A 25,696-nucleotide genomic window follows, 5' to 3' on the forward strand; every position below is an offset into this window, starting at 1 on the left:
CTATGTAACAGCCCATAGAAAACCCGCCCTCCCGTTTAACCGGGAGGGCGGGTTTTGTCTTTTCAGCTGTCAGTTCACACGGTATCCACCTTCAACGAATGGTCATTGAGCATGCCATTGATGATGGTCGCCGTGTCGTGGCCACCCGCAACCACGCCACCCGCCCCCGGCGTGACGCCGTAGTGACTGGCCAGGTTCACACCGGCCAGGTCGATGGTCTGGCTCGGCGTGGCGCCGGCCATGGCGCTGACGTCGATGCTGGTGACCAGTGAAGCGCCGCTGCCGGTGACTTTGAAGTGCAGGTAGTCATCCAGCGATGCCGCGGTGCCGTTTTCCCCTTGCAGCAGTTGCGACAAGTCGAGTTTATCCGCGCCTGGGGTGAAGTCGGTGATGACGTCGTGGCCGCTGTTGCCTTTGAGCCACTCGAACGTGTCGGCACCGCTGCCGCCGGTGAGGGTGTTGTTGCCCAGGCCACCGATCAGGAAGTCGTCGCCGCCCCCGCCGTTGAGCACGTCGTTACCCAAACCGCCGTTGATGACGTTGCTGTTGTTGTCGCCCGTGAGGCTGTCGTTGAAGTTCGAGCCGGTGAGGTTTTCGATGCCGGTCAGGGTGTCGGTGCCGGCACCAACAGTGTTTTGCGCGGCGAGCTGGCTCAGGTCGACGGTGACCCCGGCGGTGGCATGGGCATAGCTCGCGGTGTCGTTGCCGGTGCCGCCATCGAGCAAGTCGTTGCCCGCGCCACTGAACAGCAGGTCATTGCCGGCGCCACCGTGCATTTCGTTGTTGCCGGAACCTGCGGTGAGCACGTCGTTGCCGTCGCCGGCATTGATGACGTTGTTGCCGGTGCCCGCCACCAGCACGTCATCGCCCGAAGTACCGGTCAGCGTATGGCCGTCCTGGTAGGTGATGTTCACTGCCGCGCTGTCGCTGCCACCGTGGTTGTCGTTGGCGGTGTAGGTGCCGTGGAAGTCCGGGGTGCTGTCGTGGGCTCCGGCATAGTTGACGGTCATGGTCAGCTGGTAGTTTTCCGCCCCCTTCCCGCTGTTGCCCGGCCCGCCGTCGTCGATGTTGGTGATGTGGATCTGGTACGTGCCGTCCGCCGTGGCGGTGATGGTCTGGCCGTCGGCGAGAGCAGTGTAAGCACCGCCGTTGACCGAGTACTCCATGGTGACGTGGCCGGCTGCCAGGTTGTGGTCCAGGTTGAGGGTTTCACCTTGTTTGAGGTTGACGGTGATGCGGTCCTCATCGTTGGTATTGTTGGCATTGACCGACCCCAGTGCCCCGCTGACCACCAGCACCGCCGTCATGGCCGCGGTGTTGGCGACGAATGCGCTGCGGGCGATGGTCACGGCCCGGACGTTGTTGCCGGTGAAGCTGAAGTTCGCGTTGGTGCCGGTAAAGTCCGCGCCCTTGGCCGTCCAGCCGGTGTTGAAGGTGGTCGGCGACGCGGTGAGCGGGTCGCCATTGACGTCGGTGTCGTTGGCCAGCAGCAGCTCGCCCGGCAGTACGATATTGCCCGACAGCACGTTGGTGATGACGTGGTCATCGACTGCCACCGGTGGCGTGTTCGCAATCACGTTGACCGTCAGTGTCGAGCTGGTGAGGTCGCCGTCGTTGTCGCTGGCGGTGAAGCCGATGTTTTCGGTGATCGTCACGGCCGTGGTTTTCTGCGAGGTATAGGTGTACTCGCCAGTGTCGAGGTTCACCAACAACGTGCCGCTGTTATTGGTGGCGATGCTCAGGGTGTTGTCGGCGGTATTGAAGGTGCCATGGTTGGCGCCGCCGCTGAAGTTCAGCGAGCCCTGATTGCTGTTGCCTTTCGGGTCATAGGTGTAGGTGGTGCCGTCGATCGTGAGGGATTTGATGAATCCGCCATCGGCGCCGAACGTACCGCCCTCGCCCAGCAGCGAACCGGTGACCGGCGCGCCTTGCACGGTGCCCGAGAGCACCGAGTTGAGTTGATTGAGGTCGGTCACCACCACGGCGTTGGTGTCGGTGTGCGTGCTGCCGTCATAGGCCACGGGATCGAGGCTGACGTTATTGACGCCACTGCCCAGGCCGATGGCGTAGTTCTTGATGCCATTGGCGTCGAGGAAGGCTTTGAGCGCGATCTCGTCCGCGCTGCCGATGTCGCCTTCGTTGGGTTTGCCATCGGAGAAGAAGTAGCCAACGTTCTGCGCCCCGGTGAGTTTGCCCGAGGTGTCGAACGCGGTTTGCATGGTTGCCACGGCCGCGTCGTAGTTGGTACCGCCGCCCGCCGTCAGCGTGGCGATGAGCGACTTGGCTGTCGCCACATCGACCCAGATCGACGTCTGGTCGGAGGCGCTGCTGCTGAAGGTGACGATCTGTACCTTCACGTCGCCGAGGTTGTCGTACTTGTCGAGCAATGCGCTGATCGCCTGCTTGGCCAGCTCCAGTCGCGACAGGCCCGATACGCCGGAGGGGTCGTCCATGCTGCCGGACACGTCGATCACCAGCAGCAGGTTGGAGTCGATCTGCACCGCAGACACCGAACGGTCCGAGGCGACGGCTTTGGGCACGTCATCGACAATGCTGACCACAAGCGTGCCGGTGGTGCTGTTGCCCACCGAATCGGTGGCTGCGTAGGTGAAGCTTTCGTTCAGGGTGTTCGCGCCGTCGTTGGCGTTCGGCGAGGTTTTCGGCGCCGAGGTCAGGGTGTAGGTGTAGGAGCCATCGGGGTTGAGCAGGATTTGCCCGTAGGTTCCGGTGGCGTTGCCGACCAGGGTGTAAGTGATCGCGCCAGTGGCACCGGTGACGGAGCCGACCAACGTCCCCGAGCCGGTCTCTCCCGTGTTGCCAGGCTCGCTGCCGATGACCGTGCCCGCCGCCAGATCCTGCCCATCCTTGGTCAAGTCCAGGGCTTTCTCGTAGATGGTTACGTCGGTATCGGTGGTCGCTACGAGGCAGCTGTTGGACACGTCGATGGTGAGGGTGGTGGTGCTTTCATCGCCGTCGGCATCGCGTACGGTGTAGGTGAACACATCCGTGGCGCCCGGCTCGCCGACCGAGTTCGGGTTGCTGTGGTACACGGCGTTGCCGCTCGCACCCAGTGTGAGATAGCCGTAGGTGCCGTTGATTTGCGCGTTCAAGCCACCGATGGCCGAAGTCGAGGTGTCGCTGCCGGCACGCACGCCGACCACTGCACCACCCAAGGCCGGGCCGTCAGCACCGAGCACATCGTTGCCCAGCACATTCCCGCTGACCGTCCCGCCCTCCACCACCGAGACAACATCGACGTGAGCGGTGGGCACGTCATCGACGATGTTGATCTCGATGGTATTGGTGACACTGTTGCCCAACGAATCGGTGGCCTGATAGGTGAAGCTTTCACTCAGGGTGTTCGGCCCATCGTTGGCGTGAGGCGTGGTCGTGGGTGCCGAGGTCAGGGTGTAGGTGTAACTGCCTTCCGGATTGAGCAGGATCTGCCCGTAGGTTCCGGTCGCGCTGCCGACCAGGGTGTAAGTGATCGCGCCGGCGCCGCCGGTGACGGAACCGGCCAGCGTACCGGAGCCGGTTTCGCCGGCGTTACCGGGATCACTGCCGGTGACCGTGCCCGCTGCCAGGTCTTGGCCGTCCCTGGTCAAATCCAGGGCTTTTTCGAGTACCGTCACATCGCTATCCGTGGCTGCTACGAGGCAGCTGTTGGACACGTCGATGGTGAGGGTGGTGGTGCTTTCATCGCCGTCGGCATCGCGTACGGTGTAGGTGAACACATCCGTGGCGCCCGGCTCGCCGACCGAGTTCGGGTTGCTGTGGTACACGGCGTTGCCGCTCGCATCCAGCGTGAGATAGCCGTAGGTGCCGTTGATTTGCGCGTTCAGGCCACCGATGGCCGAGGTCGAGGTGTCGCTGCCGGCACGCACGCCCACCACCGCGCCACCCGACGCCGGGCCGTCAGCGCCGAGCACATCGTTGTGCAGCACATTACCGCTGACCGTACCGCCCTCTACCACCGAGACTGAATCGCAGTGAGCCGTCGGCACGTCATCGACGATGTTGATCACGATGGTGCTGGTGACGCTGTTGCCCAGAGAATCGGTAGCTTGATAGGTGAAGCTTTCGCTCAGGGTGTTCGGCCCGTCGTTGGCATGGGGGGTGGTCGCGGGGGCCGAGGTCAGGGTGTAGGTATAGGAACCGTCCGGGTTGATCAGGATTTGTCCGTAGCTCCCGGTAGCACTGCCGACCAGGGTGTAGGTGATCCCGCCAGTGGCGCCGGTGACGGAGCCGACCAAGGTGCCGCTGGCGGTTTCACCGGTGTTGCCCGGTTCGCTGCCGGTGACAGTGCCCGCTGCCAGGTCCTGGCCGTCCTTGGTCAGATCCAGCGCGTTTTCGTGAACCGTCACGTCGTTATCGGTGGTCGCGACGAGGGTGCAGTTGGACACGTCGATGGTGATGGTGGTGGTGCTTTCATCGCCGTCGGCATCGCGCACGGTGTAGGTGAAAACGTCGGTAGCGCCAGGGTCGTTCACGGCATTTGGATTGCTGTGATAAACCGCGTTGCCGTTGGTATCCAGGGTCAGGTAGCCGTAGGTGCCGTTGATTTGACTGTTCAAGCCACCGATGGCCGAAGTCGAGGTGTCGCTACCGGCACGCACACCGACCACCGCGCCCCCCAAGGCCGGGCCATCAGCACCGCCGATGTCGTTGCCCAGCACGTTGCCCGAGACCGTCGCGCCCTCGGCCACCGTGGCGTGGTCAGGGTTGGCGGTGGGCAAGTCGTCGACGATGTTGACGTTGATCTGGCCCAACGCCGTGCTGCCGTCGACGTCGGTGGCGACGACGTTAAGGTTCTCGGTGATGCTGTTGGTGCCATCGGCGTTCGGGTGGGTTTCGTTATCCACCAGGGTGTAGCTGTAGCTGACCACGCCGGTCGCACTGTCGTAACCGGTGATGGTCAGCGTACTGCCGAGGGGAGTGACAATCGATTGCGGGAAACCTGCGGCCACACCACCGGAGACCACCGCGATGCCACCCACGGTCAGGGTTTGCAAACCGTCGAGCGCGGTGACGCTGAAGGTGCCGCTCTGGGTCAGGGCCGGTGGGTTGGGGCTGGTGCCGTCGCTGAGGTTTTTTTCGTAAACAGTGAGTTCGCCGCCGTTGACGTTCAGGCCATCGAGGGTCACCGGGTCATCGTTGTTACGGATGTTCAGCACCAGCGTCGCGGTGCTGGTATCGCCATCGGAGTCGGTGAGGGTGTAGACGAAGTTCTCGGTGCCGTTGCCACCGCCATGCAAGGCTTCGAAATCGGCATCGCTGGTGTTCAGGGTGTAGGTGTACGTGCCGTTGGCGTTGAGCACCAAGGTGCCGTAAGTCCCATTGAACGTGCCTCCAATGATCGGCCCGCTGTCGGGGCCGGTGGCAATGCGGTCGGCACCCTGAATGTCGTTGGGCAGCACGCTGCCGGTCAGGGTCAGCAGAGTTTCCGACGCGGTATGGGCGTTGCTGTCGTCCACGGCCCGAGGCAGGTCATCGTAGATTTTCACATCAAGATTGCCATTGGCGGTGGTGCCGTTGTCGTCCACCACGGTTACCGTAAATTGTTCGGAGAGACTGTTGATGCCGCTGGCATTCGGATGGGTTTCGTTATCCACCAGGGTGTAGCTGTAGCTGACCACGCCGGACGCGCTGTCGTAACCGGTGATGGTCAACGTGTTGCCGAGGGGCGTGACGGTCGATTGCGGGAAGCCCGCCGATACACCGCCGACCACTACGTTGATTCCGCCGACGCTGAGGGTTTGCACGCCGTCCAGCGCAGTCATGCTGAACGTGCCGCTTTGGGTCAGCGCCGATGCATCGGGGTTGCTGCCGTCGCCAAGGTTTTTCTCGTGGACGATCAGCTCGCCACCTTCGGCATTCAGGCCACCGATGATCACCGGGTCGTCGTTGTTGTGAATCTGCAGCACCAGGTTCGCGGTGCTGGTATCGCCATCGGCGTCCGTCAGGGTGTAGGTGAAGGTTTCCGTGGCGCTGCCACCGCCATGCAAGGCCTTGAAGTCGGCATCGCTGGTGTTCAGGGTGTAGGTGTAAGAGCCGTTGGGATTGAGCACCAGAGTGCCATAAGCCCCGTTGAACGTGCCGCCAATGATCGGCCCGCTGTCGGGGCCGGTGGCAATGCGGTCGGCGCCCTGGATGTCGTTGGGCAGCACGCTGCCGGTCAGGGTCAGCAGGGTTTCCGAGGCGGTATTGGCATTGCTGTCATTGATGGCCTTGGGCACATCGTCGGTGATATTGACGTCCAGTGAACCGGTCGCGGTATCGCCGTTGCTGTCGTTCGCGACCACAGTGAACTGTTCACTGAGGCTGTTGGTGCCGTCGCCGGCGGGGTGGGTTTCGTTGCCGACCAAGGTGTAGCTGTAACTCACCACGCCGGTGGCCGGGTTGTAGCCGGTGATTGTCAGGGTGTTGCCCAGTTGAGTGGTGATCGACTGCGCAAAGCCTGCGGCCACCCCGCCACTGATCACGTTGATCCCGCCGATGCTCAGGCTGGTCAGCCCGTCGGGAGCAGACACGGTGAAGGTGCCGTTCTGGGTCAGCGCCCCGGGGTTGCTGGCCGAGCCATCTGCCAGGTTGGCTTCATTGAGGGTCAGTTCGCCCCCCGCCACCGACAGGCCGGTGAGGGTAACCAGGTTATTCGGCGCCACGGGAGCAACGCCTGCCCCCCCCGCACTGCCTGCACCGCTGTCGCCGTTGTCCGGGTCCCGGCGCTCGAGGGGAAATTCGGGAATACCGTTGAAACCGGCCGTGGGGAAACCAATCGTGGGATCGACCCGGCCCGCCACTTCCTCCAGCAGCACAAAATTGTGGCCGCCGCCCAGTGCGCCACCGGGTGCGCCCGTTGCGCCCGGCCCGGCGGCGGTAGCTTCACCGGCCTGGGTCGGGTCGGCCCCTGCGGCAATGGCTTTTTGCAGTTGCTCGACATCGGTCAATTGCGCCTGGCTCGGCGTCACCGCATCGGCGGTCTCCACATGCGGCACCTGATGGGCGAGTAACTGCCCGGTCATTTGCAGGCTGCTGTCCCGCCCCAGGGTCAGCTCCTGGCCGTTTTGCAAATGGACCGCCACCGCGCCTTCGGCCCCGGTGACCAGTTGCTCGCCAGCAAACAGCCGATCACCCTCGACCAGGGTACGTCGGGTGCCATCACCCGCCACTGCGAACACCTGACCGATGACCTTACTGACGATACCGATGAGCGTTGCCATGTGCATTTCCTCCGCTGCCAACTGCTGTTGGCGTCCTGTGTGCGCGAAGAAGTGCTCATGGTTCAAGCAGGCTGCCTGGCTGCCGGGACGCGTTTACCTGAAAGTAAACCGCTGCCTCCCAACACCCTCGCCAGACGCGTCGCTCGCAAGGAATTGTCTGAAACAGGATAAAACCCTCCGCAATCAATCGCATCAGGATCCACGTTCAAAACAACCGCCCTGCGGACAATGCGTAACGGTTTTGAATCACCAATATGACAAAAAATTGTCACCCAAAAACCGTCTCGCCTCTCTCCCCTCCAGCACTTCTTTGCTCTGTGTCTAAAAGTAAATAGAACGTTCCTAAAACCCCTTGAAGCTCCGTAGAGCTTATAAAACAAAGGTTTTCTGATTGAACAATGTGCTGGATTTTTCAGAGCGCATAAGTTTTTTTCAGCATAAGCCTTATGAGAAATTCTTCTAAGCTTCCCGTCAGAATGTTCTTAGCTCTGTTGTAACAAACGTGAAACGGTTTCACTTAAAAATAACGCCAAATATTTGGCGATCAGCTAAGTACCATCAGGAATCAGGGAGAGGCATCCATGCGCGTTTTACCCCCCCTCTGCGGCGCGATTTTGCTGGCCATGGCCTGCACTTCTCAAGCTCAGGCGATGTCATTGACCGAGGCGATCCAGAGCACCATCGCGACTCACCCGGAACTGGCATCGCGGGTCGACGCCCGGCTCTCGGCCGACGAGCAGGTTAAGGTCGCCAAAGGAGGCTTTTATCCATCGGTGGATTTGAACGCCGCCTACGGGCGCGGCTACAGCGATAACACCACCACTCGGTCGCAGGGCAATCACCACACCGAAATCCTGACCTACACTCAGTCGGAACTGCGTCTGCGGCAGATGCTGTTCGACGGTTTCAATACCTCCAACGAGGTCGCGCGCACCAAAGGCGTGGTTAACTCGCGAGCCTATTACGCCCAGGGCACCGCCCAGGACCTGGCCCTGCGCACCATCGAGGTTTACCTCGAAGTGCTCAAGCGCCGCGAACTGGTAAGCCTGGCCAAGAACAACCTGCAAGCGCACATGCGGGTCAACGATCAGATCGGCCTGCGGACCCAGCGTGGGGTCGGCAGCAACGCCGACTCCGACCAGTCCACCGCTCGCCGGGCACTGGCGCAAAACAACCTCGACACCGCCGAAGTCGATCTGGCCGATGCCGAGGCGAATTTCTACAGTGTCGTGGGGCGCATGCCCGATGAACTCGAAGCCCCACCGTCGACCCGTGGCGAATTGCCCGCCACCCTGCCGGAAGCCCAGCAGAGCATGGTGGAAAACAACCCGTACCTGAAATCCGCCCAGGCCGACGTGCAATCGGCCGAGAGCCAGTATGAAGTCGCCAAGTCGCCGTTCTACCCGCGCTTCGACGCCGAAGCAGCGGTGGGCGCCAATAACAATGTGCAGGGCGATGAAGGCCACGACAACGAATGGCGAGTGGGTGTGGTGATGAACTACAACCTGTTCCGCGGCGGCAGCGACAAGGCCCGGCTGGCCTCCGATGCGCACCAGATCAACCAGGCGCTGGACATCCGCAACAACGCCCTGCGCCAGCTCAACGAAAACATCCACCTGGCCTGGAACGCCATGGTCAACGCCAAGAAACAAACCCCGACCGCCCGTGAATACGCCGAAACCACCACCCGTGTGCGGGCCGCGTATCAGGATCAGTTCGGCCTCGGTCAACGGACCCTGCTCGACTTGCTCGACAGTGAAAACGAGCTCTACAACGCCAACCGCCGCTACACCGAAGTGCGCTACACCGAGGAGTTCTCGATGTACCGCGTGCTGGCGAACATGGGCCAGTTGCTGAGCAAACAACGGGTGGTGCTGCCCGCCGATGCGATCGCCTCCACCGAAGTGAAAAACGAAGCGCGCTTGCCTGAACTCAAATGAAATAACCCGACGTGACCAATTGTGGCGAGGGAGCTTGCTCCCGCTGGGTTGCGCAGCAACCCCGAACACCGATTGAAGATGAAGACAGTGTGAGTGCTGCGCACTCAAGCGGGAGCAAGCTCCCTCGCCACAGGCAGTCAATATGACCAGCATGGAAACCGGCAACACGGGTGTCGATCCGCGGCTGAGCTTCGATGATCCGTTACTCGACGGCCTGTTGATTCTCTGCAAACTCCATGGTGCGGCGGTCAGTCGCGCCAGCCTGAGTGCCGGGCTGCCAATGGCACACCAACGCTTGAGCCTGGACCTGCTGCCGCGCGCAGCGGCCCGGGCCAGCTTGCAGGCGCGTGTGTTGCGCCGTGAGCTGGGGCAAATCTCCGCGCTCAACCTGCCGGTGATGCTGATCCTCAACCATGGCCGCTGCGCGATATTGCGCCGCTTCGGCGATGACGGTCAGGCGCTGATTCTGCCGAGCGAAGCCGACGGCGGTGAACAATGGGTCAGCACGGAAGAGCTGGCCGCCAGCTACAGCGGTCAGGCCTTGTTCGCCCGGCCGCGACATGAGCTCGAAGACTTGCGCGCGCCGCTGATACCGCGAGTCGAGGCTTGGTTTCGCGACACCTTGAAGTTGTCGAAGTGGCTGTACAGCGATGCGATTCTGGCGAGTTTCCTGATCAATCTGCTGGGCCTGATGGTGCCGCTGTTCGTGATGCAAACCTACGATCGGGTGGTGCCGAACCAGGCCACTTCGACCTTGTGGGTGCTGTCGATCGGCTTGCTGATCGGCACCGTTTTCGAACTGGTGCTGCGGGTGGTTCGCGCGCATTTGCTGGACACCGCCGGGAAGAAAACCGATGTGATTCTTTCGGCGACCCTGTTCGAACGCATCACCGGCATGGCGATGAAAGCGCGGCCTGCGACCATCGGTGGTTTCGCCCAGAGCATTCATGACTTTCAGGGCCTGCGGGAGTTTCTCACCGCCGTCACGCTGACCAGCCTGATCGACATGCCCTTCGCCGTGCTGATGCTGGTAGTGATCGGCCTGCTCGGCGGCTGGCTGGTGGTGATTCCCCTGCTGGCATTCCCCATCACGATCCTCTTTGCCATGGTGATTCAGGCGCGTCTGCGCGACACCGTGCAGAAGAGTCTGAGCCTCGGCGCCGAACGCCAGGCCTTGCTGATCGAAACCCTCGGTGGCCTGGAAACCCTCAAGGCATGCAGTGCCGAAAGCGAACGCCAGCACAAATGGGAAAGCACCCACGGCGCCCTCACCCGCCTCGACAGCCATGCGCGCAACCTCTCGGCGCTGGCCACCAACGGCACGTTGTTCATCCAACAGTTCTCCGGCATGGCGACCATCGTCGCCGGGGTCTACAGCATCATCGCCGGCAACCTCAGCGTTGGTGCGCTGGTGGCGACCTACATGCTTGGCAGCCGCGTGCTCGCGCCGCTGGGGCAGATCGCCGGGCTGATCACCCGTTACCAACAAGCGCAACTGACCATGAAAAGCACCGATGCGCTGATGTCGCTGCCACAAGAGCGCGACGCCAAACAACGACCGCTGGAGCGCACACAACTGCAAGGTGCACTGGACGTCAGCGGCGTGACTTTTCACTACAACGGCCAGAACGCTCCGGCCCTGGCCAACGTCAGCTTCAGCATGAAACCGGGCGAGCGGATCGGCATCATCGGCCGCAGCGGATCGGGCAAAAGCACATTGGCGCGACTGGTGATGGGGTTCTATGCGCCGGAAGAAGGCCAGCTGCTGCTCGATGGCCTGGACCTGCGGCAACTGGACGTTGCCGACCTGCGTCAGCAAATCGGTTACGTCGCCCACGACCTGCCGTTGCTGGCCGGCAGCTTGCGCGACAACCTGACCCTCGGCGCCCGTTACATCAGCGATGCCCGGATGCTTGAAGTTGCCGAACTGACCGGCGTCACCGAGCTGGCTCGCCAACATCCCCAAGGCTTCGATCGGCCAGTGGGCGAACGTGGTCAGTTGCTGTCGGGCGGGCAACGCCAAGCGGTATTGCTGGCGCGGGCCTTGTTGCTCGATCCGCCGATCATGCTGCTCGACGAACCCACCAGCGCCATGGACAACAGCAGCGAAGATGTCCTGCGCCAGAAACTCCACGGCTGGGTCCAGGGCAAAACCGTGCTGCTGGTCACCCACCGCACCTCGATGCTCAGCCTGGTGGATCGCTTGGTGGTGCTGGACAACGGGCGGATCGTCGCCGACGGCCCGAAAGAAGCGGTCATCGATGCATTGCGCAAGGGCCGTGTCGGCTCTGCGACTGTCTAGGGGCGCCCACTCGATGCCAATACATCACCTGTGGCGAGGGGGCGGGAGCAAGCTCCCTCGCCACAGGTTTGTGTTCAGCTTTATTTCTCTTAACTGACGGGTATCGCCCCATGTCTGCTCAAACACCGGATTCAGCGGCCCGAAGCTACTTCGGCAGTTTCAGCAAAAGCGCCGAAAGCGAATTCATGCCGGAAACCGCCGGCGCCTCGTTGCAGGATTCACCGCGCTGGTCGCGGATCACCGTGTGGCTGGCAGCGGCGCTGCTGATCACCGCGCTGGTCTGGGCCAAATTCGCCGTGTTGCAGGAAGTCACCATGGGCGAAGGCAAGGCGATTCCGTCGAGCAAGATTCAGGTGATCCAGAACCTGGAAGGCGGCATCGTCACGGAGATCTTCGTGCGCGAAGGGCAAATGGTGAACAAGGGCGACACCTTGCTGCGCCTGGATGACACGCGATTCCTGTCGAACAAGGGTGAAAGCGAAGCGGACCGGTATGCGTTGATCGCGCAGGTCGAACGGCTGTCGGCCGAAGCGGAAGGCCGGCCGTTCAAGCTGTCCCCGGAAGTGATCGCCAAAGCCCCGCAAGTGGCCGAGGACGAACGCTCACTGTACGAACAACGTCAGCGCCGATTGGCCAGCGAGCAGCGCACGCTGACCGAACAACTTCGGCAGAAAACCCAGGAGCTGGCGGAGTTCCGCTCCAAACAGGGCCAATTCAGTTCCAGCCTGGCGCTGCTGCAACAAGAGATGAACATGTCGGCGCCACTGGTGGGCACCGGGGCGGTGTCACCGGTGGAAATCCTGCGGCTCAAACGCAGCGCGGTGGAAATCCGCGGCTCGCTGAACGCCACGACCCTGGCGATTCCCCGGGCGGAGTCGGCGATCAATGAGATCAAAAGCAAGATCGATGAGTCCGAGCAATCTTTCCGTTCGGACGCGGCGAAAGAGCTGAATGAGAAACGCACCGACCTGTCGAAAATCACCGCCACGAGCATTGCCATCGACGACCGGGTGACGCGCACCACCGTGGTGTCGCCGGTTCACGGCATCATCAAAGTGCTGAAGGTCAACACCATCGGTGGCGTGGTTCAGCCGGGCAGCGACATGGTGGAAATCGTGCCGCTGGAAGACAACCTGCTGATCGAAGCCAAGGTTCGCCCTCAGGACGTGGCGTTCCTGCACCCAGGCCAGAAAGCCATGGTCAAGTTCAGTGCTTATGACTACACGATTTATGGGGGGTTGAGCGCCAGGCTCGAGCTGATCGGGGCAGACACCATCACAGATGACAAGGGCAACAGCTTTTACCTGATTCAGGTCAGGACCGATAAAAATCACTTGGGCGGGGATGTGAAACCGTTGCTGATCATTCCGGGAATGGTGGCGACGGTGGACATTATTACCGGGGAGAAAAGCGTGCTCGATTATTTGCTTAAACCGGTGTTGAAAGCGCGGACCGAGGCGATGCGGGAGCGGTAGTCATTCTCCGAAGGAGTGATCGTTCCCACGCTCCGCGTGGGAATGCCGCCCGGGACGCTCCGCGTCCCTTCCCGGATGTGACGCAGAGCGTCACTGGATTCATTCCCACGCAGAGCATGGGAACGATCATCGCCCGTGATTCTTCTGATAGGTCTCCTCCCCCATCGCCGCAATCTGCCCCTCGATCAACGCCTCGAACGGCTTTAACAAGGGCTCGAAAGTGCTCGGCGCTTCGAGGGTCTGCAACGCCTGCACAATCGCCTCCACCGTCGACAACGCCCCCGGCCCCGGAGCCTTGCGCAAGCGATAACGCGACACCCCGCCCTCGGCCAATGTCACTCTGGGCAACGCCGCCAACAATGGATTGAGGTGCAGCATTTTGCGCGCCTTGCGCCAGGTACCGTCCGGGACCACCAGCAGCAGCGGCTCATCATTGGCGGTGTAGACCTGCATCGGCTGCGCCTCCTCACCGGGAAACAGCAACCGTGCCTGATAACCCGGTCGATTCAACAACGCCGGTAAATCCTCGAACACCTCGCCAACAATCAACTCGGCATTCTTCAACCCCAGCGCAGCCAATCGCGCGGTGTTCAGCGCATGGTTCACTTCGCTCGGATGCTGCAGCAGCAACACCCGAGTGCGGCTATCCAGGCTTGGGATCAGTGGGCACAGACAATGAGTTTGCGGACGCAGACAGCGCGGGCACTGGATTCTGGACATATTCTTAAGCCTGATTGAGCTGTGCTTTGAGCAAATCACGGAAAGTCTGGATCAACGGTTCGCGGCTACGGCCACGGCGCACGATCATCGAAAACGGTGCCTGATAGCCAAACGTTGCCGGCAGCAGTACACGCAAATCCCCCTTGTCGGCCCAGGCCTGGGCGTAGTGCTCCGGCAGGTAACCGATGTAAGCGCCGGACAGCACCAGAATCAGTTGGGCCTCCATACTTTCCACGGTCGCCGCGCTGTGTTTGAAACCGTGGCGCGCCAGTTCGGCCTGGCTCCAATAGCCGCGACCGACCATGCGCTGTTGGGTGATGACTTGCTCGGGAATGCGCCGCTCGGTGAACAGTGGATGACGACTGCTGCAATACAGCCAATGTTGCTCGCGGTACAGCGGCATGTAGACCAGACCGCTCATGCGCGTGGAAAAGGCACCGATGGCCAGGTCGAGACGGTTGTCCTGCACACCGAGTTGCAGTTCGTAAGGGCTCATGACCGACAGATGCAAATGCACCGCCGGGTGTTCCTGGCTGTAGGCGCCGATGGCTTCGGCGAACGGCAAGGCCTTGTCGCTGACGGTGGAGTCGATCACCCCCAGGTTCAAAGTGCCGCGCAGCTCGCCTTTGAGGGCGGCGGCGTATTGTTCGAAACCTTCAAGTTCGGCCAATAGACGCAGGGTTTCCTGATGAAACAGCTCACCCTTGCTGGTCAGGCTGAAACCACCGCGACCACGATGGCACAGCACCAGGCCGAGGGCCGCTTCGAGCTGGCTCATGTAAGTGCTGATGGCCGAAGTCGAGAGGTTGAGCTCGTGCTGGGCGTTGGCGAACCCCTGATGGCGGACCACGCTGACGAAGATGCGCAATAGTTTCAGGTCGGGTAAAGCGTTGGCCATGGGCGACTCCAAGCACCTAGATCGTTCCCACGCTCTGCGTGGGAATGCAGCCCGTGACGCTCTGCGTCACATGCAGGAAACAGCTGGACGCGGAGCGTCCGTGGATGCATTCCCACGCAGAGCGTGGGAACGATCACGCGTAAGAGTCTATCGCTGCCCTCGCCATTAGTTTAGAAAAATCTGAACTAAGTATTTACCCGTAGCGATTCTTCCCGGCCACTGCATTTCGCAGAATCGGCCCACAGCGGTGCCCGTCTCTCCCCGAACGTGCAACCGACATAAATAAAACAACGACGATGAGGCCTTACCCGTGGACAAGATTCTTCACCAACCACTGGGCGGCAACGAAATGCCGCGCTTCGGCGGCATCGCCACCATGCTGCGACTCCCCCATATGCCATCCGCTGCCGGCCTGGACGCCGCCTTTATCGGCATCCCGCTGGACATCGGCACCTCCCTGCGCCCCGGCACCCGTTTCGGACCACGTGAAATCCGCGCTGAATCGGTGATGATCCGCCCGTACAACATGGCCACCGGCGCCGCGCCGTTCGATTCGTTGTCGGTTGCCGACATCGGTGACGTGGCGATCAACACCTTCAACCTGCTGGACGCCGTGCGGATCATCGAAGAGGCCTACGACAATATCCTCGAACACGATGTGATCCCCCTGACCCTCGGCGGCGATCACACCATCACCCTGCCGATCCTGCGTGCCATCCATAAAAAGCACGGCAAGGTCGGCCTGGTGCACATCGACGCTCACGCCGATGTGAACGATCACATGTTCGGCGAGAAGATCGCCCATGGCACCACCTTCCGTCGCGCGGTAGAAGAAGGTCTTCTGGATTGCGACCGTGTGGTGCAAATTGGCCTGCGCGCTCAGGGTTACACCGCCGATGACTTCAACTGGAGCCGCAATCAAGGCTTCCGTGTGGTTCAGGCCGAAGAATGCTGGCACAAATCCCTGGCGCCGCTGATGGCCGAAGTTCGCGAGAAAGTCGGCGGCGGTCCGGTGTACCTGAGTTTCGATATCGACGGTATCGACCCGGCTTGGGCACCCGGCACGGGCACCCCGGAAATCGGCGGTCTGACAACCATTCAGGCGATCGAAATCGTGCGCGGCTGCCAAGGCCTCGACCTGGTCGGCTGCGATTTGGTAGAGGTCTCGCCAGCGTACGACACCACCGGCAACACCTCGCTGCTGGGCGCCAACCTGCTGTACGAAATGCTCTGCGTACTGCCAGGCGTGGTCCATCGCTGAGGATCGGTCATGAACGAACGTGATCAGGTACTCAACGCCGCCGCCGAGCTGGTGTCGGCCTTTGCCCGTAACGATCGCGAAGCTTACTTCGGCGCATTCAGCGTTGATGCCAGCTTCGTGTTCTACACCCTCGAGCAGCCCCTGCTGTCGCGCGATGCCTATCAGGCGCTGTGGGACAGCTGGCGTGCCGAGGACGGCTTCGAGGTGCTGTCGTGCACTTCGAGCAACGCCTTCGTCAGCCTGCAGGGTGACGTGGCGATTTTCATCCATGACGTGGCCACCGAGCTGCGCATGCAAGGGGAGCAACACTTCAGCCAGGAACGCGAGACGATTGTTTTCAAGAAACAAGCGTCTGGCCAAGAACAACAAGGCCTATGGCTGGCCTGCCACGAACATTTATCCGCAATGCCGGAAGGGCTGCCACCCCCTTAGCCAAACAGGTGACGCTCACGCACGATGAGCGCGCCTTTATGATCGGAGCAGATCATGAATAACAACAACAAAGACCAAAGCCTTACGCACATTGAAACCTATGGGGTCGAACAGATCCCGGACAACGAACGCACCGCAGGCCCGACGGACTTGTTCCGGATGATCTTCGGCGGTTCCAACACCTTCGCCACCGCCGTGCTCGGCAGTTTCCCGGTACTGTTCGGCCTGTCATTTCAGGCGGGCGTCTGGGCGATTGTGCTGGGTGTGTTGCTGGGCTCGCTGATCCTCGCACCGATGGGCCTGTTCGGCCCGATCAATGGCACCAACAACGCCGTGTCGTCCGGTGCGCACTTTGGTGTTCACGGGAGGATCGTTGGCTCATTTCTGTCATTGCTGACCGCCATCGCTTTCTTCTCGCTCTCGGTGTGGAGCTCAGGCGATGCGTTGATTGGTGGCGCGAAACGCCTGATCGGCCTGCCGGAAACCGACCTGACTTTGGGTCTGGCCTACGGTCTGTTCGCGATCCTGGTGCTGACGGTGTGCATCTACGGCTTCCGCTTCCTGCTGTGGGTCAACAAGATCGCCGTGTGGAGCGCCAGCCTGTTGTTCCTGCTGGGCATCTTCGCCTTCGCCGGTCCCTTCGATGTGAACTACGCCGGCAGCGTCAGCCTCGGTCAACCGGGTTTCTGGGCGGCCTTCATCGGCGCCGCGCTGGTGGCCATGAGCAACCCGATTTCCTTCGGCGCGTTCCTCGGCGACTGGTCGCGCTACATCCCGCGTGACACCTCCAAGCGCCGGATCATGGCCGCCGTGGTGATCTCGCAGATCGCGACGTTCATCCCGTTCCTGTTCGGCCTCGCCACCGCCACCATCGTGGCGATCAAGGCACCGGACTACATCGCCGCCAACAACTACGTGGGCGGCCTGCTGGCGGTATCGCCGAGCTGGTTCTTCCTGCCGGTGTGCCTGATTGCGGTGATCGGCGGCATGTCCACCGGCACCACGTCGCTGTATGGCACCGGGCTGGACATGTCCAGCGTGTTCCCACGGGTGCTGTCGCGGGTCAAGGCAACGCTGTTGATCGGCGTGATGTCGATTGCCTTCATCTTCATCGGGCGCTTTGCGGCGAACCTGGTGCAGAGCGTGTCGACCTTCGCCGTGCTGATCATCACCTGCACCACTCCGTGGATGGTGATCATGATCATCGGCCTGTTGGTACGTCGTGGCTTCTACTGCCCGGATGACCTGCAAGTGTTCACCCGTGGCGAAAAAGGTGGCCGTTACTGGTTCACCCACGGCTGGAACTGGCGCGGCCTGGGTGCCTGGATCCCGAGCGCGCTGGTGGGTTTGTGCTTCGTGAACCTGCCGGGGCAGTTTGTCGGGCCACTGGGGAATCTGGCAGGTGGTATCGACATCAGCCTGCCGGTGACCCTCGGTCTGGCCTCGGTGGTGTACCTGACATTGCTGAGCCTGTTCCCGGAACCAGCCGCGGTGTTCGGACCCAGCGATCCACGCAGCAAGGGCGCAAGCACCATGGCAAAACCTGAAATGCGTCAGCCAGCCTGACACCGCCCCCCCTGTGGGAGCGAGCCTGCTCGCGATGACTGCGGCACATCCGACATCGATGTGACTGATAAATCGCTATCGCGAGCAGGCTCGCTCCCACAGAGACCTGGCCCACAGAACCATCTTTGCTTCACCATAAAAAAGACAATCGGAGACACGCCATCATGGCTTTGGATTTATTCGTCGTACTCATCTACGCCGCCGCGATGCTGATACTCGGCTACTACGGCATGCGCAAGGCCAAGACCAACGAAGACTTTTTGGTCGCCGGTCGTAACCTCGGCCCGAGCCTGTACATGGGCACCATGGCCGCGACCGTTCTGGGTGGCGCGTCCACTGTTGGCACCGTGCGCCTGGGCTACGTTCATGGCATCTCCGGTTTCTGGCTCTGCGCGGCCCTCGGTTGCGGGATCGTGGCGCTGAACCTGTTCCTCGCCAAACCGCTGCTGAAGCTGAAAATCTACACCGTTACCCAGGTGCTGGAAAAACGCTACAACCCGATGGCCCGCTCGGCGAGCGCGGTGATCATGCTGGCGTATGCGCTGATGATCGGCGTGGTCTCGATCCTGGCCATTGGCACCGTGCTGCAAGTGCTGTTCGGCCTGCCGTTCTGGCTGTCGGTACTGCTCGGCGGTGGCGTGGTGGTGATCTATTCGGCGATCGGCGGCATGTGGTCCCTGACCCTGACCGACATCGTCCAGTTCATCATCAAGACCGTCGGCCTGATGTTCATCCTGTTGCCAATCTGCCTGTACCGCGTCGGTGGTTGGGATGAGTTGGTGTTGAAACTGCCGGCATCCGCCTTCAGTTTCACCACCATTGGCTGGGACACCATCGTCACCTACTTCATGATCTACTTCTTCGGGATCCTGATCGGCCAAGACATCTGGCAGCGTGTGTTCACCGTCAGGAGCGCCAAAGTGGCTCAGGTCGCCGGTACATTCGCAGGCTTCTACTGCATCCTTTACGGACTGGCCTGCGCCCTGATCGGCATGGCCGCTCATGTGCTGATCCCGGACCTGGACAACGTCAACAACGCCTTCGCCGCCATCGTCAAACTGTCCCTGCCGGACGGTATCCGTGGCCTGGTGATCGCCGCGGCCCTGGCGGCCATGATGTCCACCGCCAGCGCCGGCCTGCTCGCCGCTGCCACCACCCTGACCGAGGACCTGCTGCCAAAAATGCGCGGCGGTAAACAGTCGAGCCTGGGCATCAACCGCCTGTTCACCCTGCTGACCGGCGTCGCCGTGCTGGGTATCGCGCTGGTGGTCAACGACGTGATCAGCGCCCTGACCCTGGCTTACAACCTGTTGGTGGGCGGCATGCTGATCCCGCTGATCGGTGCAATCTTCTGGAAACGTGCAACCACCGCCGGCGCTATCGCCAGCATGGGCCTGGGCTTTGCCACCGCGCTGCTGTTCATGATCAAGGACGGTATGGATTCCAACACCCCGATCTACTACAGCCTCGGCGTGGGCCTGGTGAGTTTCGTGCTGGTCAGCCTGCTGTCCCGTCGCCCGGCCGTGGTGACGAGCGCCGCCTAAGCTTAAACATGACGACTTGATGCTTTCTTCGACGGGTGTGGCGTCGGTTGCCACACCCGTTTTTTTCGTCTGGAGAAAATCGCTCATGAAGATCGTCAGCCGCGATCAGTGGTTTGAGGTCAAACAGCTCAGCGACGGCATCCGCCTGATTCACGAGCCTTACATTCGGCCCTTTTACCGCTGCAACCTCTGGCACATTCAGGGCCGCGACAAGGACTTGCTGCTGGACAGCGGTTCCGGGCTGGTCAGCCTGCGCGAGCAATTGCCGTGGCTCACCGAACGGCCCTTGGTGGCGGTGGCCAGCCATTGCCATTTCGACCACATCGCCGGCCATCACGAATTCCCCGAACGGCTGGTGCACCCGGCCGAAGCACAGATCCTCGCCGAACCCGACGGCGACAACACCCTGAGCAAGCTTTTCGTCGGTGATGGCATGTTCGAGGCTCACCCCGACTGCCCGTTGTGCTACGCCGAATACCGGGTCAAAGCCGCACCGGCCACGGGTTTTATCGAAGAAGGCGACGTGCTCGATCTCGGTAATCGGGTCCTGCAAGTGCTGCACACGCCGGGCCATTCACCGGGCGGCATCAGCCTGTTTGAGGCGGCGACCGAAACCCTGTTCAGCGGCGACATCATCTACGACGGGCCGCTGATCGAAAACGCCTACCACTCCAACCTCGACGACTACGCCCGCAGCCTGCAACGCTTGCGCGCGCTGCCGATCCGCACGGTGCACGGCGGGCATTTCGGGAGTTTTTCCGGGGAGTATTTACGCACGATGATTGACGAATGGCAGCGCCGGCACGCCTGAAGCCTGCTGTACTCAGCATCAGGGACCTCATAACGCCCTCGAAGAAGGATCTCATGACAAGAGCCGCCGTTCGTGCCGCCGTACATCACTTCATTCGCCGCCTGCTGGAAAATCAGGATGACTTCGACGACAACACCAACCTGGTGCAGTTGGGGTTGGATAAAGAGGATATTGAAGAGCTGATCTTCCATCTGGAGGATCAGCTGGGATTGACGGCGTTTACCGCCGAAGAAGACCGGATGCTCAAGACTGCCAGGACGGCAAATGATTTGACGCGGTTTTTGATTGAGATCGGGCGGTATTGAAACGGATTGCTAAATACATTCGATGGGCCGAATGAACCTCTGTGGCGAAGGAGCTTGCTCCCGCTCGATTGCGCAGCAATCGCAAGCTGCACTCGCGCTCAACCTGCCCCACCTGAGTGGCGATGAATGGGGCCGCTGCGCGCCCCAGCGGGAGCAAGCTCCCTCGCCACAGGTGATTTGCCAGACTTACCGGCGGCGCTGCTGGCGGCGACGTTGTTCGTCGTCCGTGCGAATAGGCACGGGTTGCAGAGGCGGTTCAATCAAACCGAGTGCGACACCCAGGTCATGCAGCCAGTTTTGGATTTTCTCTTTCATGATGCCCCCCTTCAGGGTCGTGCCGAGCGGCTGAAGTTCCGTAGCCCCTTCGCACTGATAATAGTCCTAAGTCCTACGCAATGCTCGCCCAAGATCGCAATGATCTGTTACTAAATTGATCTAAATCCTAGTACGCCCGTTCAAGCAAATGCCTGGGCCTGAATCGCTGCAGACGGATACACCGCCTGCTGCTGCTCGATCCATGCATTCAGGTTGGCCCCGACCATGCCTTTACGCCACATCAGCCAGGTAGTGGCGCTGGCGAACGGCTCGACCAACGGGTGCACCGCCACGCTTTCGCGCCCCGGCAGGCTGGCGAGCATCGACTCCGACATCAGCGCCACGCCGGAGCCGGCAATCACACAAGCCAGCATTCCCGGATACGACTCGATCTCCATGGCCCGGCCCATGGCCGCATGGTCATGGGCGAACCAGGCTTCCAGACGCATCCGGTAGGAACAGCCCTGGCGAAACGTAAACACCGAACGCCCTTCGACATCCAGCGCACTACGCACCGGCGGATGATCGGCCTCGCTGATCAGCACCAACCGTTCGTCGCACAACGGCACGCCGTCGAGCCCGGCCAGTTCCAGCGGGCCGTCCACCAGCGCCGCGTCGAGGCGCCCGGTGAGCAGGCCTTCGAGCAATTCGCCGCTGGGCCCCGATTGCACTTGCAGGTTCACCGCCGGGTAGCGGCGGTGATAACGCGCCAACAGCTCTGGCAAGTGAATCGCGGCGGTGCTGTACATGGTGCCAAGAACAAAATCCCCGGCCGGTTGCCCGCCCTGTACCGCCGCGTGGGCTTCGTCGTGCAAGGCGAACAGCTTGGCGGTGTAGTCCAGCAGGACTTTTCCCGCAGGTGACAACTGCAAACGCTGACGCTCGCGCACGAACAGTTCGACGCCAAGTTGCTCTTCAAGCTGTTTGAGCCGGGTCGACAGGTTGGAGGGCACGCGATGCAGGCGTTCAGCGGCCCGGGTAATGGAGCCCTCTTGCGCCACCGCCTGGAAAATCCGCAATTGGCTGAATTCCACGTCATTCTCCAAATCAGAACAAGTTTCTCACTATTATTCATTTTTAAAGAAAGTCAATCAGTCCTAGCCTGACGGTCATTGATCCTCGAAACGGAACTCAGACCATGTCCCCTCTGATTCGCTTAACCGCCAGTTTCATCGCCCTGATGATGGCCATGGGCATCGGGCGTTTCGCCCTGACGCCGCAACTGCCGCACTTGCTCAGCGAGGGTCAGATCGACCTGACCGCCGCCGGTCTGATTGCCGCCGCCAACTACCTCGGCTACTTCGTCGGCGCAGTGGACGCGATGTTCGCCCGTCGTCCCGATCAGGTTCGTCGGCGCCTGCTCGGTGGTTTGTGGCTCTGTGTGCTGCTGACCCTGGCCTCGTTCTGGGCCAACGGGTTCTGGTCGCATCTGGCGCTGCGTTTCGGCACGGGTGTGGCCAGTGCCTGGGTGTTGGTGATGATTACCGCGTTGAGCCAGCCGCTGGCAGCGGCGGCTGGTCGCCCGCGGCTCGGTGCCCTGGTTTTTGCCGGACCGGGTCTGGGGATTTTTCTGACGGGCTTGCTGGCCTTGGGCTCGAACCTTCTGGGTCAGACGTCTGCAACGTTGTGGCTGGTGTATGCCGGTGTCGGGCTGGTCATGCTGCTGGGGATTCTGCCGTTCCTGCCGCTGTCGGCCGGCCCTTCTACGGCAACACCGCCTGCCACCACGTCGGGTGCGCAAGGTGTCGGACGTTTACCGGTGATCTATGGGTTGTACGGTTTGGGCTACATCATTCCGGCCACTTTCCTCTCGCAGATGGCCAGCGCGCAGTTTCATGGACAATGGCAAGCCGATCTGTTCTGGCCGTGCTTCGGCCTGGCGGCGGCGACCGGGGTCGTGTTGGTGAGCCTGCGTCGGCACAACCCGAATACCACTCGTCATTGGCTGATGGCAACGTTGTGGTTGCAGGCGGCCGGGGTCTTCGCCTGCCTGTTGGGCAGCGGTGCCGGCCTGGCGCTGGGGGTGATCCTGTGTGGCGGGCCGTTCCTGGCCTGCATGCAATTGGTGATGCAGCGCTCCCGGGAACTCGCGCCCCACGCCACCCAGCGCAACGCCGGGCTACTGACCGCGTGTTTCGCCGTGGGTCAGCTCAGCGGGCCGTTACTGGCGGCGCTGAGCAGCCATTTCAGCGGTGGTTTGCAACCCGCGCTGGTGATCGCCGGCAGCGGCTTGATCATCGCCGGCGGTTTACTGCTGCGCCCGGTCAGGGTTGCCCAAGTGCTTTGCGTAAACGACGGCGAACCCACTGCTCTGCGCTCACAAAAGTGATCCCCAGCAGAACCAGCACCGCGCCAACCACGAAGTTCAGGCTCAGTGCTTCGCCCAGCAGCACCACGCCGAACGTGACGCCGAACAACGGTGTCATGAACGAAAACACCGCCAGGTTCGCCGCCAGATAACGGCGCAGCAGCCAGAACCAGGTCAGGTAACTGAAGAACGACACCACCAGCCCCTGAAACAGCACACTGGCCACCGCCACCGTGGTCAGGCTGACATGAGTGACTTGACCGCTGAGGATCGCGATCAACAGCAGGCCGACGAAGCCGACGATCAGTTGATAAAACAGCGTCAGGGTCACCGGCGCTTCCGACAGGCGCGAGGCGCGCACCACCACGGTGGTCGCGCCCCACGACGCGCCGGCCAGCACGCCCAAGGCATCGCCCATCAGCATGCGGTGGTCGAGGTTGTCCCAGGACACGCCACCGGCAAACGCAATGGCAATGCCGATGAAGGCGAGAACAATCCCCAGCCACTGGACCGGTCTCAAACGCTCACTCGGCAGCAGCCAATGCACGCCCAACGCGGTGAAAATCGGCGCAGTGTAGAGAAACACCGACATGTGTGCCGCCGTGGTCAATTGCAGGCCTTCGGCAATGAAGAAGAACTCCAGGCCAAACAACGCGCCGGCCAGCAAACCGCCGCGCCAGGTAGCGCCGACTTGATCCCAGCCACCCTTCCAGCAGATCAACAATCCTACGAGCAACGCGGAAATTCCCGACCGCCCCGCCGCCTGCATGACCGGCGCGATGTCAGGTGCGGCCCATTTGATCATCACCTGCTGCACACCCCAGATCAGGCACAACCCGACCATCACTTGCAGGGCAAACCCATCGGCGCTACGCCGGCTGACGCTCACCGGAACACCTCGATAACACAATCCATGGCAGTGACTCGACAGTAAAAGCAAAGCCCCGGCCTTCTTGTTGAACAGAAGGCACCGGGGCGAAAAATGATGCTGTCGATTATTAACCAGATGGCCAGTAAAAGGTGCCTGCAAAAGACCTTTGAATCGTCGCGTGCGTCATCCCGCGATGATCAGCGCCGCCGATTGCTGTGCCTGCTCGCGCTTGGCCAGTGCGAAGTACAGGACGCCACCGAGGAAACAGCCGGTAAACCAGGCGAAGTTGGCCATCGGTTGGAGCACCGGGGTGAACGTGATCGCAACGCCCGTCAGGGTGGCCGGAATCAGTGCCTTGACCGCCGTCCAGTTGATCCCGCCGCTGTAGTAGTAACGCCCGCTCGGGCCGTCATTGAACAGCGCATCGACGTCGATCTGTTGCTTTTTGATCAGGTAGTAATCCACCAGCAGAATCCCGAACAGCGGGCCGATGAACGCCGCCAGCACGTCGAGGGTGTAGTGAATCACTTCGGGGTTGTTGAACAGGTTCCACGGGGTGATGAAGATCGACGCCACGGCGGCGATCATGCCGCCGGCGCGCCAACTGATTTTGCTCGGGGCGACGTTGGCGAAGTCGAAGGCCGGGGAGACGAAATTGGCGACGATATTGATGCCGATGGTCGCGGTAACGAAGGCAAAGGCGCCGAGCAACACCGCCACGCTGTTGTCGATACGCGCCACGGTGGCGATCGGGTCGTGAAGCATTTCACCGAACACCGGCAAGGTGCCGGAAACGATCACCACGGTCACCAGTGAGAACGCCAGAAAATTCACCGGCAGCCCCCAGAAGTTGCCGCGCCGCACGTCGTTCATGCTGCGGCAGTAGCGACTGAAATCGCCAAAGTTCAGGGTCGGGCCGGAAAAGTACGACACCACCAACGCCGTTGCCACGATCACTTGGCCGAAGGCTTCCCAGCCAGACAGGGACTTTTCCGCCAGGGTGAAGCTGATGTTGCTCCAGCCAGCCTGCCAGACGATCCAGCCGGCGAGCAGGAACATCACGCCGTACACCACGGGACCGGCCCAGTCGATGAAGCGGCGGATCGACTCCATGCCGGTCCAGAACACCAGTGCCTGGACGAACCACAGGCTCAGAAATCCGAACCAGCCGAGGTAGGACAAACCGGCAAAATGCGGTTCGGCGTAGGCCGCCATTGAAGGAAAAAACCGCAGTACAACGATGATCAGGGCACTGGACGCCAGGTACGTCTGAATCCCGTACCAGGCCACCGCGATCAGGCCGCGGATAACCGCAGGAATATTCGCCCCGAACACCCCGAATGCCAGTCGGCAGATCACCGGGTACGGCACCGCCGCCTGCTGACTCGGCTTGGCCACCAGATTGGCGATCAACTGCACGATGCAAATCCCGCCCAGCAAGGCGATCAACACTTGCCAACTGGCCAGCCCAAGCGCAAACAGGCTGGCGGCGAACACATAGCCGCCGACGCTGTGCACGTCGCTCATCCAGAAGGCGAAGATGTTGTACCAATTCCATTTCTGCGGCAGCGGCCCCAGGTCCTGGTTATACAGGCGTGGGCTGTAGCCATTGGGCAATTGCTCGGTCATCGCAGGGCTCCTCGTAAGTACAGGCGCAGCCCCCGGAATTGATGCGGCGACCACACTGCGTACGGGAGCCGGCATGGTTTGTATACGAGTTACTACGCA

At 61.5% G+C, this 25,696-nt stretch carries 17 protein-coding genes; 10 read left to right on the forward strand and 7 right to left on the reverse strand.

Annotation, left to right across the window (positions count from 1 at the left end):
* Positions 1-74 precede the first annotated feature (74 nt).
* Complete coding sequence (locus tag LOY38_RS21985) at positions 75-7,220, reverse strand: retention module-containing protein (RefSeq protein WP_258697025.1); 7,146 nt, start codon at positions 7,218-7,220, stop codon at positions 75-77.
* 581 nt (positions 7,221-7,801) lie between these two features.
* Between LOY38_RS21985 and LOY38_RS21990 the strand changes: the two genes are divergently transcribed.
* From LOY38_RS21990 to LOY38_RS22000, 3 genes are all read left to right on the forward strand, one after another.
* A complete protein-coding gene (locus LOY38_RS21990) occupies positions 7,802-9,160 on the forward strand; it encodes a TolC family outer membrane protein (protein WP_258697026.1) in 1,359 nt (452 codons plus the stop codon).
* A 142-nt stretch (positions 9,161-9,302) separates the two neighbouring features.
* On the forward strand, positions 9,303-11,462 hold the full coding sequence (locus LOY38_RS21995) for a type I secretion system permease/ATPase (RefSeq protein WP_258697027.1): 2,160 nt from the start codon (positions 9,303-9,305) through the stop codon (positions 11,460-11,462).
* Between the two features lie 110 nt (positions 11,463-11,572).
* Positions 11,573-12,937: an HlyD family type I secretion periplasmic adaptor subunit gene (locus LOY38_RS22000; RefSeq protein ID WP_258697028.1), complete on the forward strand. Its 1,365-nt coding sequence runs from the start codon at positions 11,573-11,575 to the stop codon at positions 12,935-12,937.
* Positions 12,938-13,063: 126 nt separating this feature from the next.
* Here LOY38_RS22000 and LOY38_RS22005 read toward each other — a convergent pair whose 3' ends face one another.
* Both LOY38_RS22005 and LOY38_RS22010 read right to left on the reverse strand, forming a co-directional pair.
* The gene (locus tag LOY38_RS22005; protein WP_258697029.1) at positions 13,064-13,657 is read right to left on the reverse strand and encodes a tRNA-uridine aminocarboxypropyltransferase; all 594 of its coding nucleotides are present in this window, start codon (positions 13,655-13,657) and stop codon (positions 13,064-13,066) included.
* A 4-nt stretch (positions 13,658-13,661) separates the two neighbouring features.
* Positions 13,662-14,555, reverse strand: coding sequence for a LysR family transcriptional regulator (locus LOY38_RS22010; RefSeq protein WP_258620607.1), 894 nt, complete (start codon positions 14,553-14,555; stop codon positions 13,662-13,664).
* 310 nt (positions 14,556-14,865) lie between these two features.
* On the opposite strand from LOY38_RS22010, the gene speB reads away from it, so the two are divergent.
* The 6 genes from speB (at position 14,866) to LOY38_RS22040 (ending at position 20,474) form a co-directional block, all read left to right on the forward strand.
* Positions 14,866-15,816: an agmatinase gene (gene speB, locus LOY38_RS22015; protein ID WP_258697030.1), complete on the forward strand. Its 951-nt coding sequence runs from the start codon at positions 14,866-14,868 to the stop codon at positions 15,814-15,816.
* A 9-nt stretch (positions 15,817-15,825) separates the two neighbouring features.
* Entirely contained in the window at positions 15,826-16,248 is a 423-nt protein-coding gene (locus tag LOY38_RS22020; RefSeq protein WP_258697031.1) for a nuclear transport factor 2 family protein, read from the forward strand.
* Positions 16,249-16,302: 54 nt separating this feature from the next.
* A complete protein-coding gene (locus LOY38_RS22025; protein WP_258697032.1) occupies positions 16,303-17,814 on the forward strand; it encodes a cytosine permease in 1,512 nt (503 codons plus the stop codon).
* A gap of 164 nt (positions 17,815-17,978) precedes the next feature.
* Positions 17,979-19,358: a sodium:solute symporter gene (locus LOY38_RS22030; RefSeq protein ID WP_258697033.1), complete on the forward strand. Its 1,380-nt coding sequence runs from the start codon at positions 17,979-17,981 to the stop codon at positions 19,356-19,358.
* An 85-nt stretch (positions 19,359-19,443) separates the two neighbouring features.
* Positions 19,444-20,169, forward strand: coding sequence for an MBL fold metallo-hydrolase (locus LOY38_RS22035; protein WP_258697034.1), 726 nt, complete (start codon positions 19,444-19,446; stop codon positions 20,167-20,169).
* Between the two features lie 53 nt (positions 20,170-20,222).
* Positions 20,223-20,474 carry an acyl carrier protein gene (locus LOY38_RS22040; protein ID WP_258700776.1) on the forward strand — a complete coding sequence of 84 codons (252 nt, stop codon included), beginning with the start codon at positions 20,223-20,225 and terminating at the stop codon, positions 20,472-20,474.
* A 186-nt stretch (positions 20,475-20,660) separates the two neighbouring features.
* Here the strand turns inward: LOY38_RS22040 and LOY38_RS22045 are convergent, their stop codons facing one another.
* Both LOY38_RS22045 and ptrR read right to left on the reverse strand, forming a co-directional pair.
* A complete protein-coding gene (locus LOY38_RS22045) occupies positions 20,661-20,789 on the reverse strand; it encodes a PA1414 family protein (protein WP_007914492.1) in 129 nt (42 codons plus the stop codon).
* Between the two features lie 140 nt (positions 20,790-20,929).
* Positions 20,930-21,823 (reverse strand): putrescine utilization regulator PtrR, encoded by an 894-nt coding sequence (gene ptrR, locus LOY38_RS22050; RefSeq protein ID WP_258697035.1) that lies wholly within the window; start codon positions 21,821-21,823, stop codon positions 20,930-20,932.
* 104 nt (positions 21,824-21,927) lie between these two features.
* On the opposite strand from ptrR, the gene LOY38_RS22055 reads away from it, so the two are divergent.
* Positions 21,928-23,118: an MFS transporter gene (locus tag LOY38_RS22055; RefSeq protein ID WP_258697036.1), complete on the forward strand. Its 1,191-nt coding sequence runs from the start codon at positions 21,928-21,930 to the stop codon at positions 23,116-23,118.
* Here LOY38_RS22055 and LOY38_RS22060 read toward each other — a convergent pair.
* Both LOY38_RS22060 and LOY38_RS22065 read right to left on the reverse strand, forming a co-directional pair.
* Positions 23,054-23,986 carry a DMT family transporter gene (locus tag LOY38_RS22060; RefSeq protein WP_258697037.1) on the reverse strand — a complete coding sequence of 311 codons (933 nt, stop codon included), beginning with the start codon at positions 23,984-23,986 and terminating at the stop codon, positions 23,054-23,056. The two genes, LOY38_RS22055 and LOY38_RS22060, sit on opposite strands and share 65 nt — an antisense overlap.
* A 165-nt stretch (positions 23,987-24,151) precedes the next feature.
* Positions 24,152-25,597: an NCS1 family nucleobase:cation symporter-1 gene (locus LOY38_RS22065; protein WP_258697038.1), complete on the reverse strand. Its 1,446-nt coding sequence runs from the start codon at positions 25,595-25,597 to the stop codon at positions 24,152-24,154.
* Positions 25,598-25,696: the final 99 nt, after the last annotated feature.

It is taken from the genome of Pseudomonas sp. B21-015, assembly GCF_024749285.1.
Lineage (GTDB): Bacteria > Pseudomonadota > Gammaproteobacteria > Pseudomonadales > Pseudomonadaceae > Aquipseudomonas.

Coding starts and splice junctions, on each gene's coding strand:
- LOY38_RS21985 (WP_258697025.1), bottom strand. CDS start 7,220: ATGGCAACGCTCATCGGTATCGTCAGTAAGGTCATCGGTCAGGTGTTC.
- LOY38_RS21990 (WP_258697026.1), top strand. CDS start 7,802: ATGCGCGTTTTACCCCCCCTCTGCGGCGCGATTTTGCTGGCCATGGCC.
- LOY38_RS21995 (WP_258697027.1), top strand. CDS start 9,303: ATGACCAGCATGGAAACCGGCAACACGGGTGTCGATCCGCGGCTGAGC.
- LOY38_RS22000 (WP_258697028.1), top strand. CDS start 11,573: ATGTCTGCTCAAACACCGGATTCAGCGGCCCGAAGCTACTTCGGCAGT.
- LOY38_RS22005 (WP_258697029.1), bottom strand. CDS start 13,657: ATGTCCAGAATCCAGTGCCCGCGCTGTCTGCGTCCGCAAACTCATTGT.
- LOY38_RS22010 (WP_258620607.1), bottom strand. CDS start 14,555: ATGGCCAACGCTTTACCCGACCTGAAACTATTGCGCATCTTCGTCAGC.
- LOY38_RS22020 (WP_258697031.1), top strand. CDS start 15,826: ATGAACGAACGTGATCAGGTACTCAACGCCGCCGCCGAGCTGGTGTCG.
- LOY38_RS22025 (WP_258697032.1), top strand. CDS start 16,303: ATGAATAACAACAACAAAGACCAAAGCCTTACGCACATTGAAACCTAT.
- LOY38_RS22030 (WP_258697033.1), top strand. CDS start 17,979: ATGGCTTTGGATTTATTCGTCGTACTCATCTACGCCGCCGCGATGCTG.
- LOY38_RS22035 (WP_258697034.1), top strand. CDS start 19,444: ATGAAGATCGTCAGCCGCGATCAGTGGTTTGAGGTCAAACAGCTCAGC.
- LOY38_RS22040 (WP_258700776.1), top strand. CDS start 20,223: ATGACAAGAGCCGCCGTTCGTGCCGCCGTACATCACTTCATTCGCCGC.
- LOY38_RS22045 (WP_007914492.1), bottom strand. CDS start 20,789: ATGAAAGAGAAAATCCAAAACTGGCTGCATGACCTGGGTGTCGCACTC.
- LOY38_RS22055 (WP_258697036.1), top strand. CDS start 21,928: ATGTCCCCTCTGATTCGCTTAACCGCCAGTTTCATCGCCCTGATGATG.
- LOY38_RS22065 (WP_258697038.1), bottom strand. CDS start 25,597: ATGACCGAGCAATTGCCCAATGGCTACAGCCCACGCCTGTATAACCAG.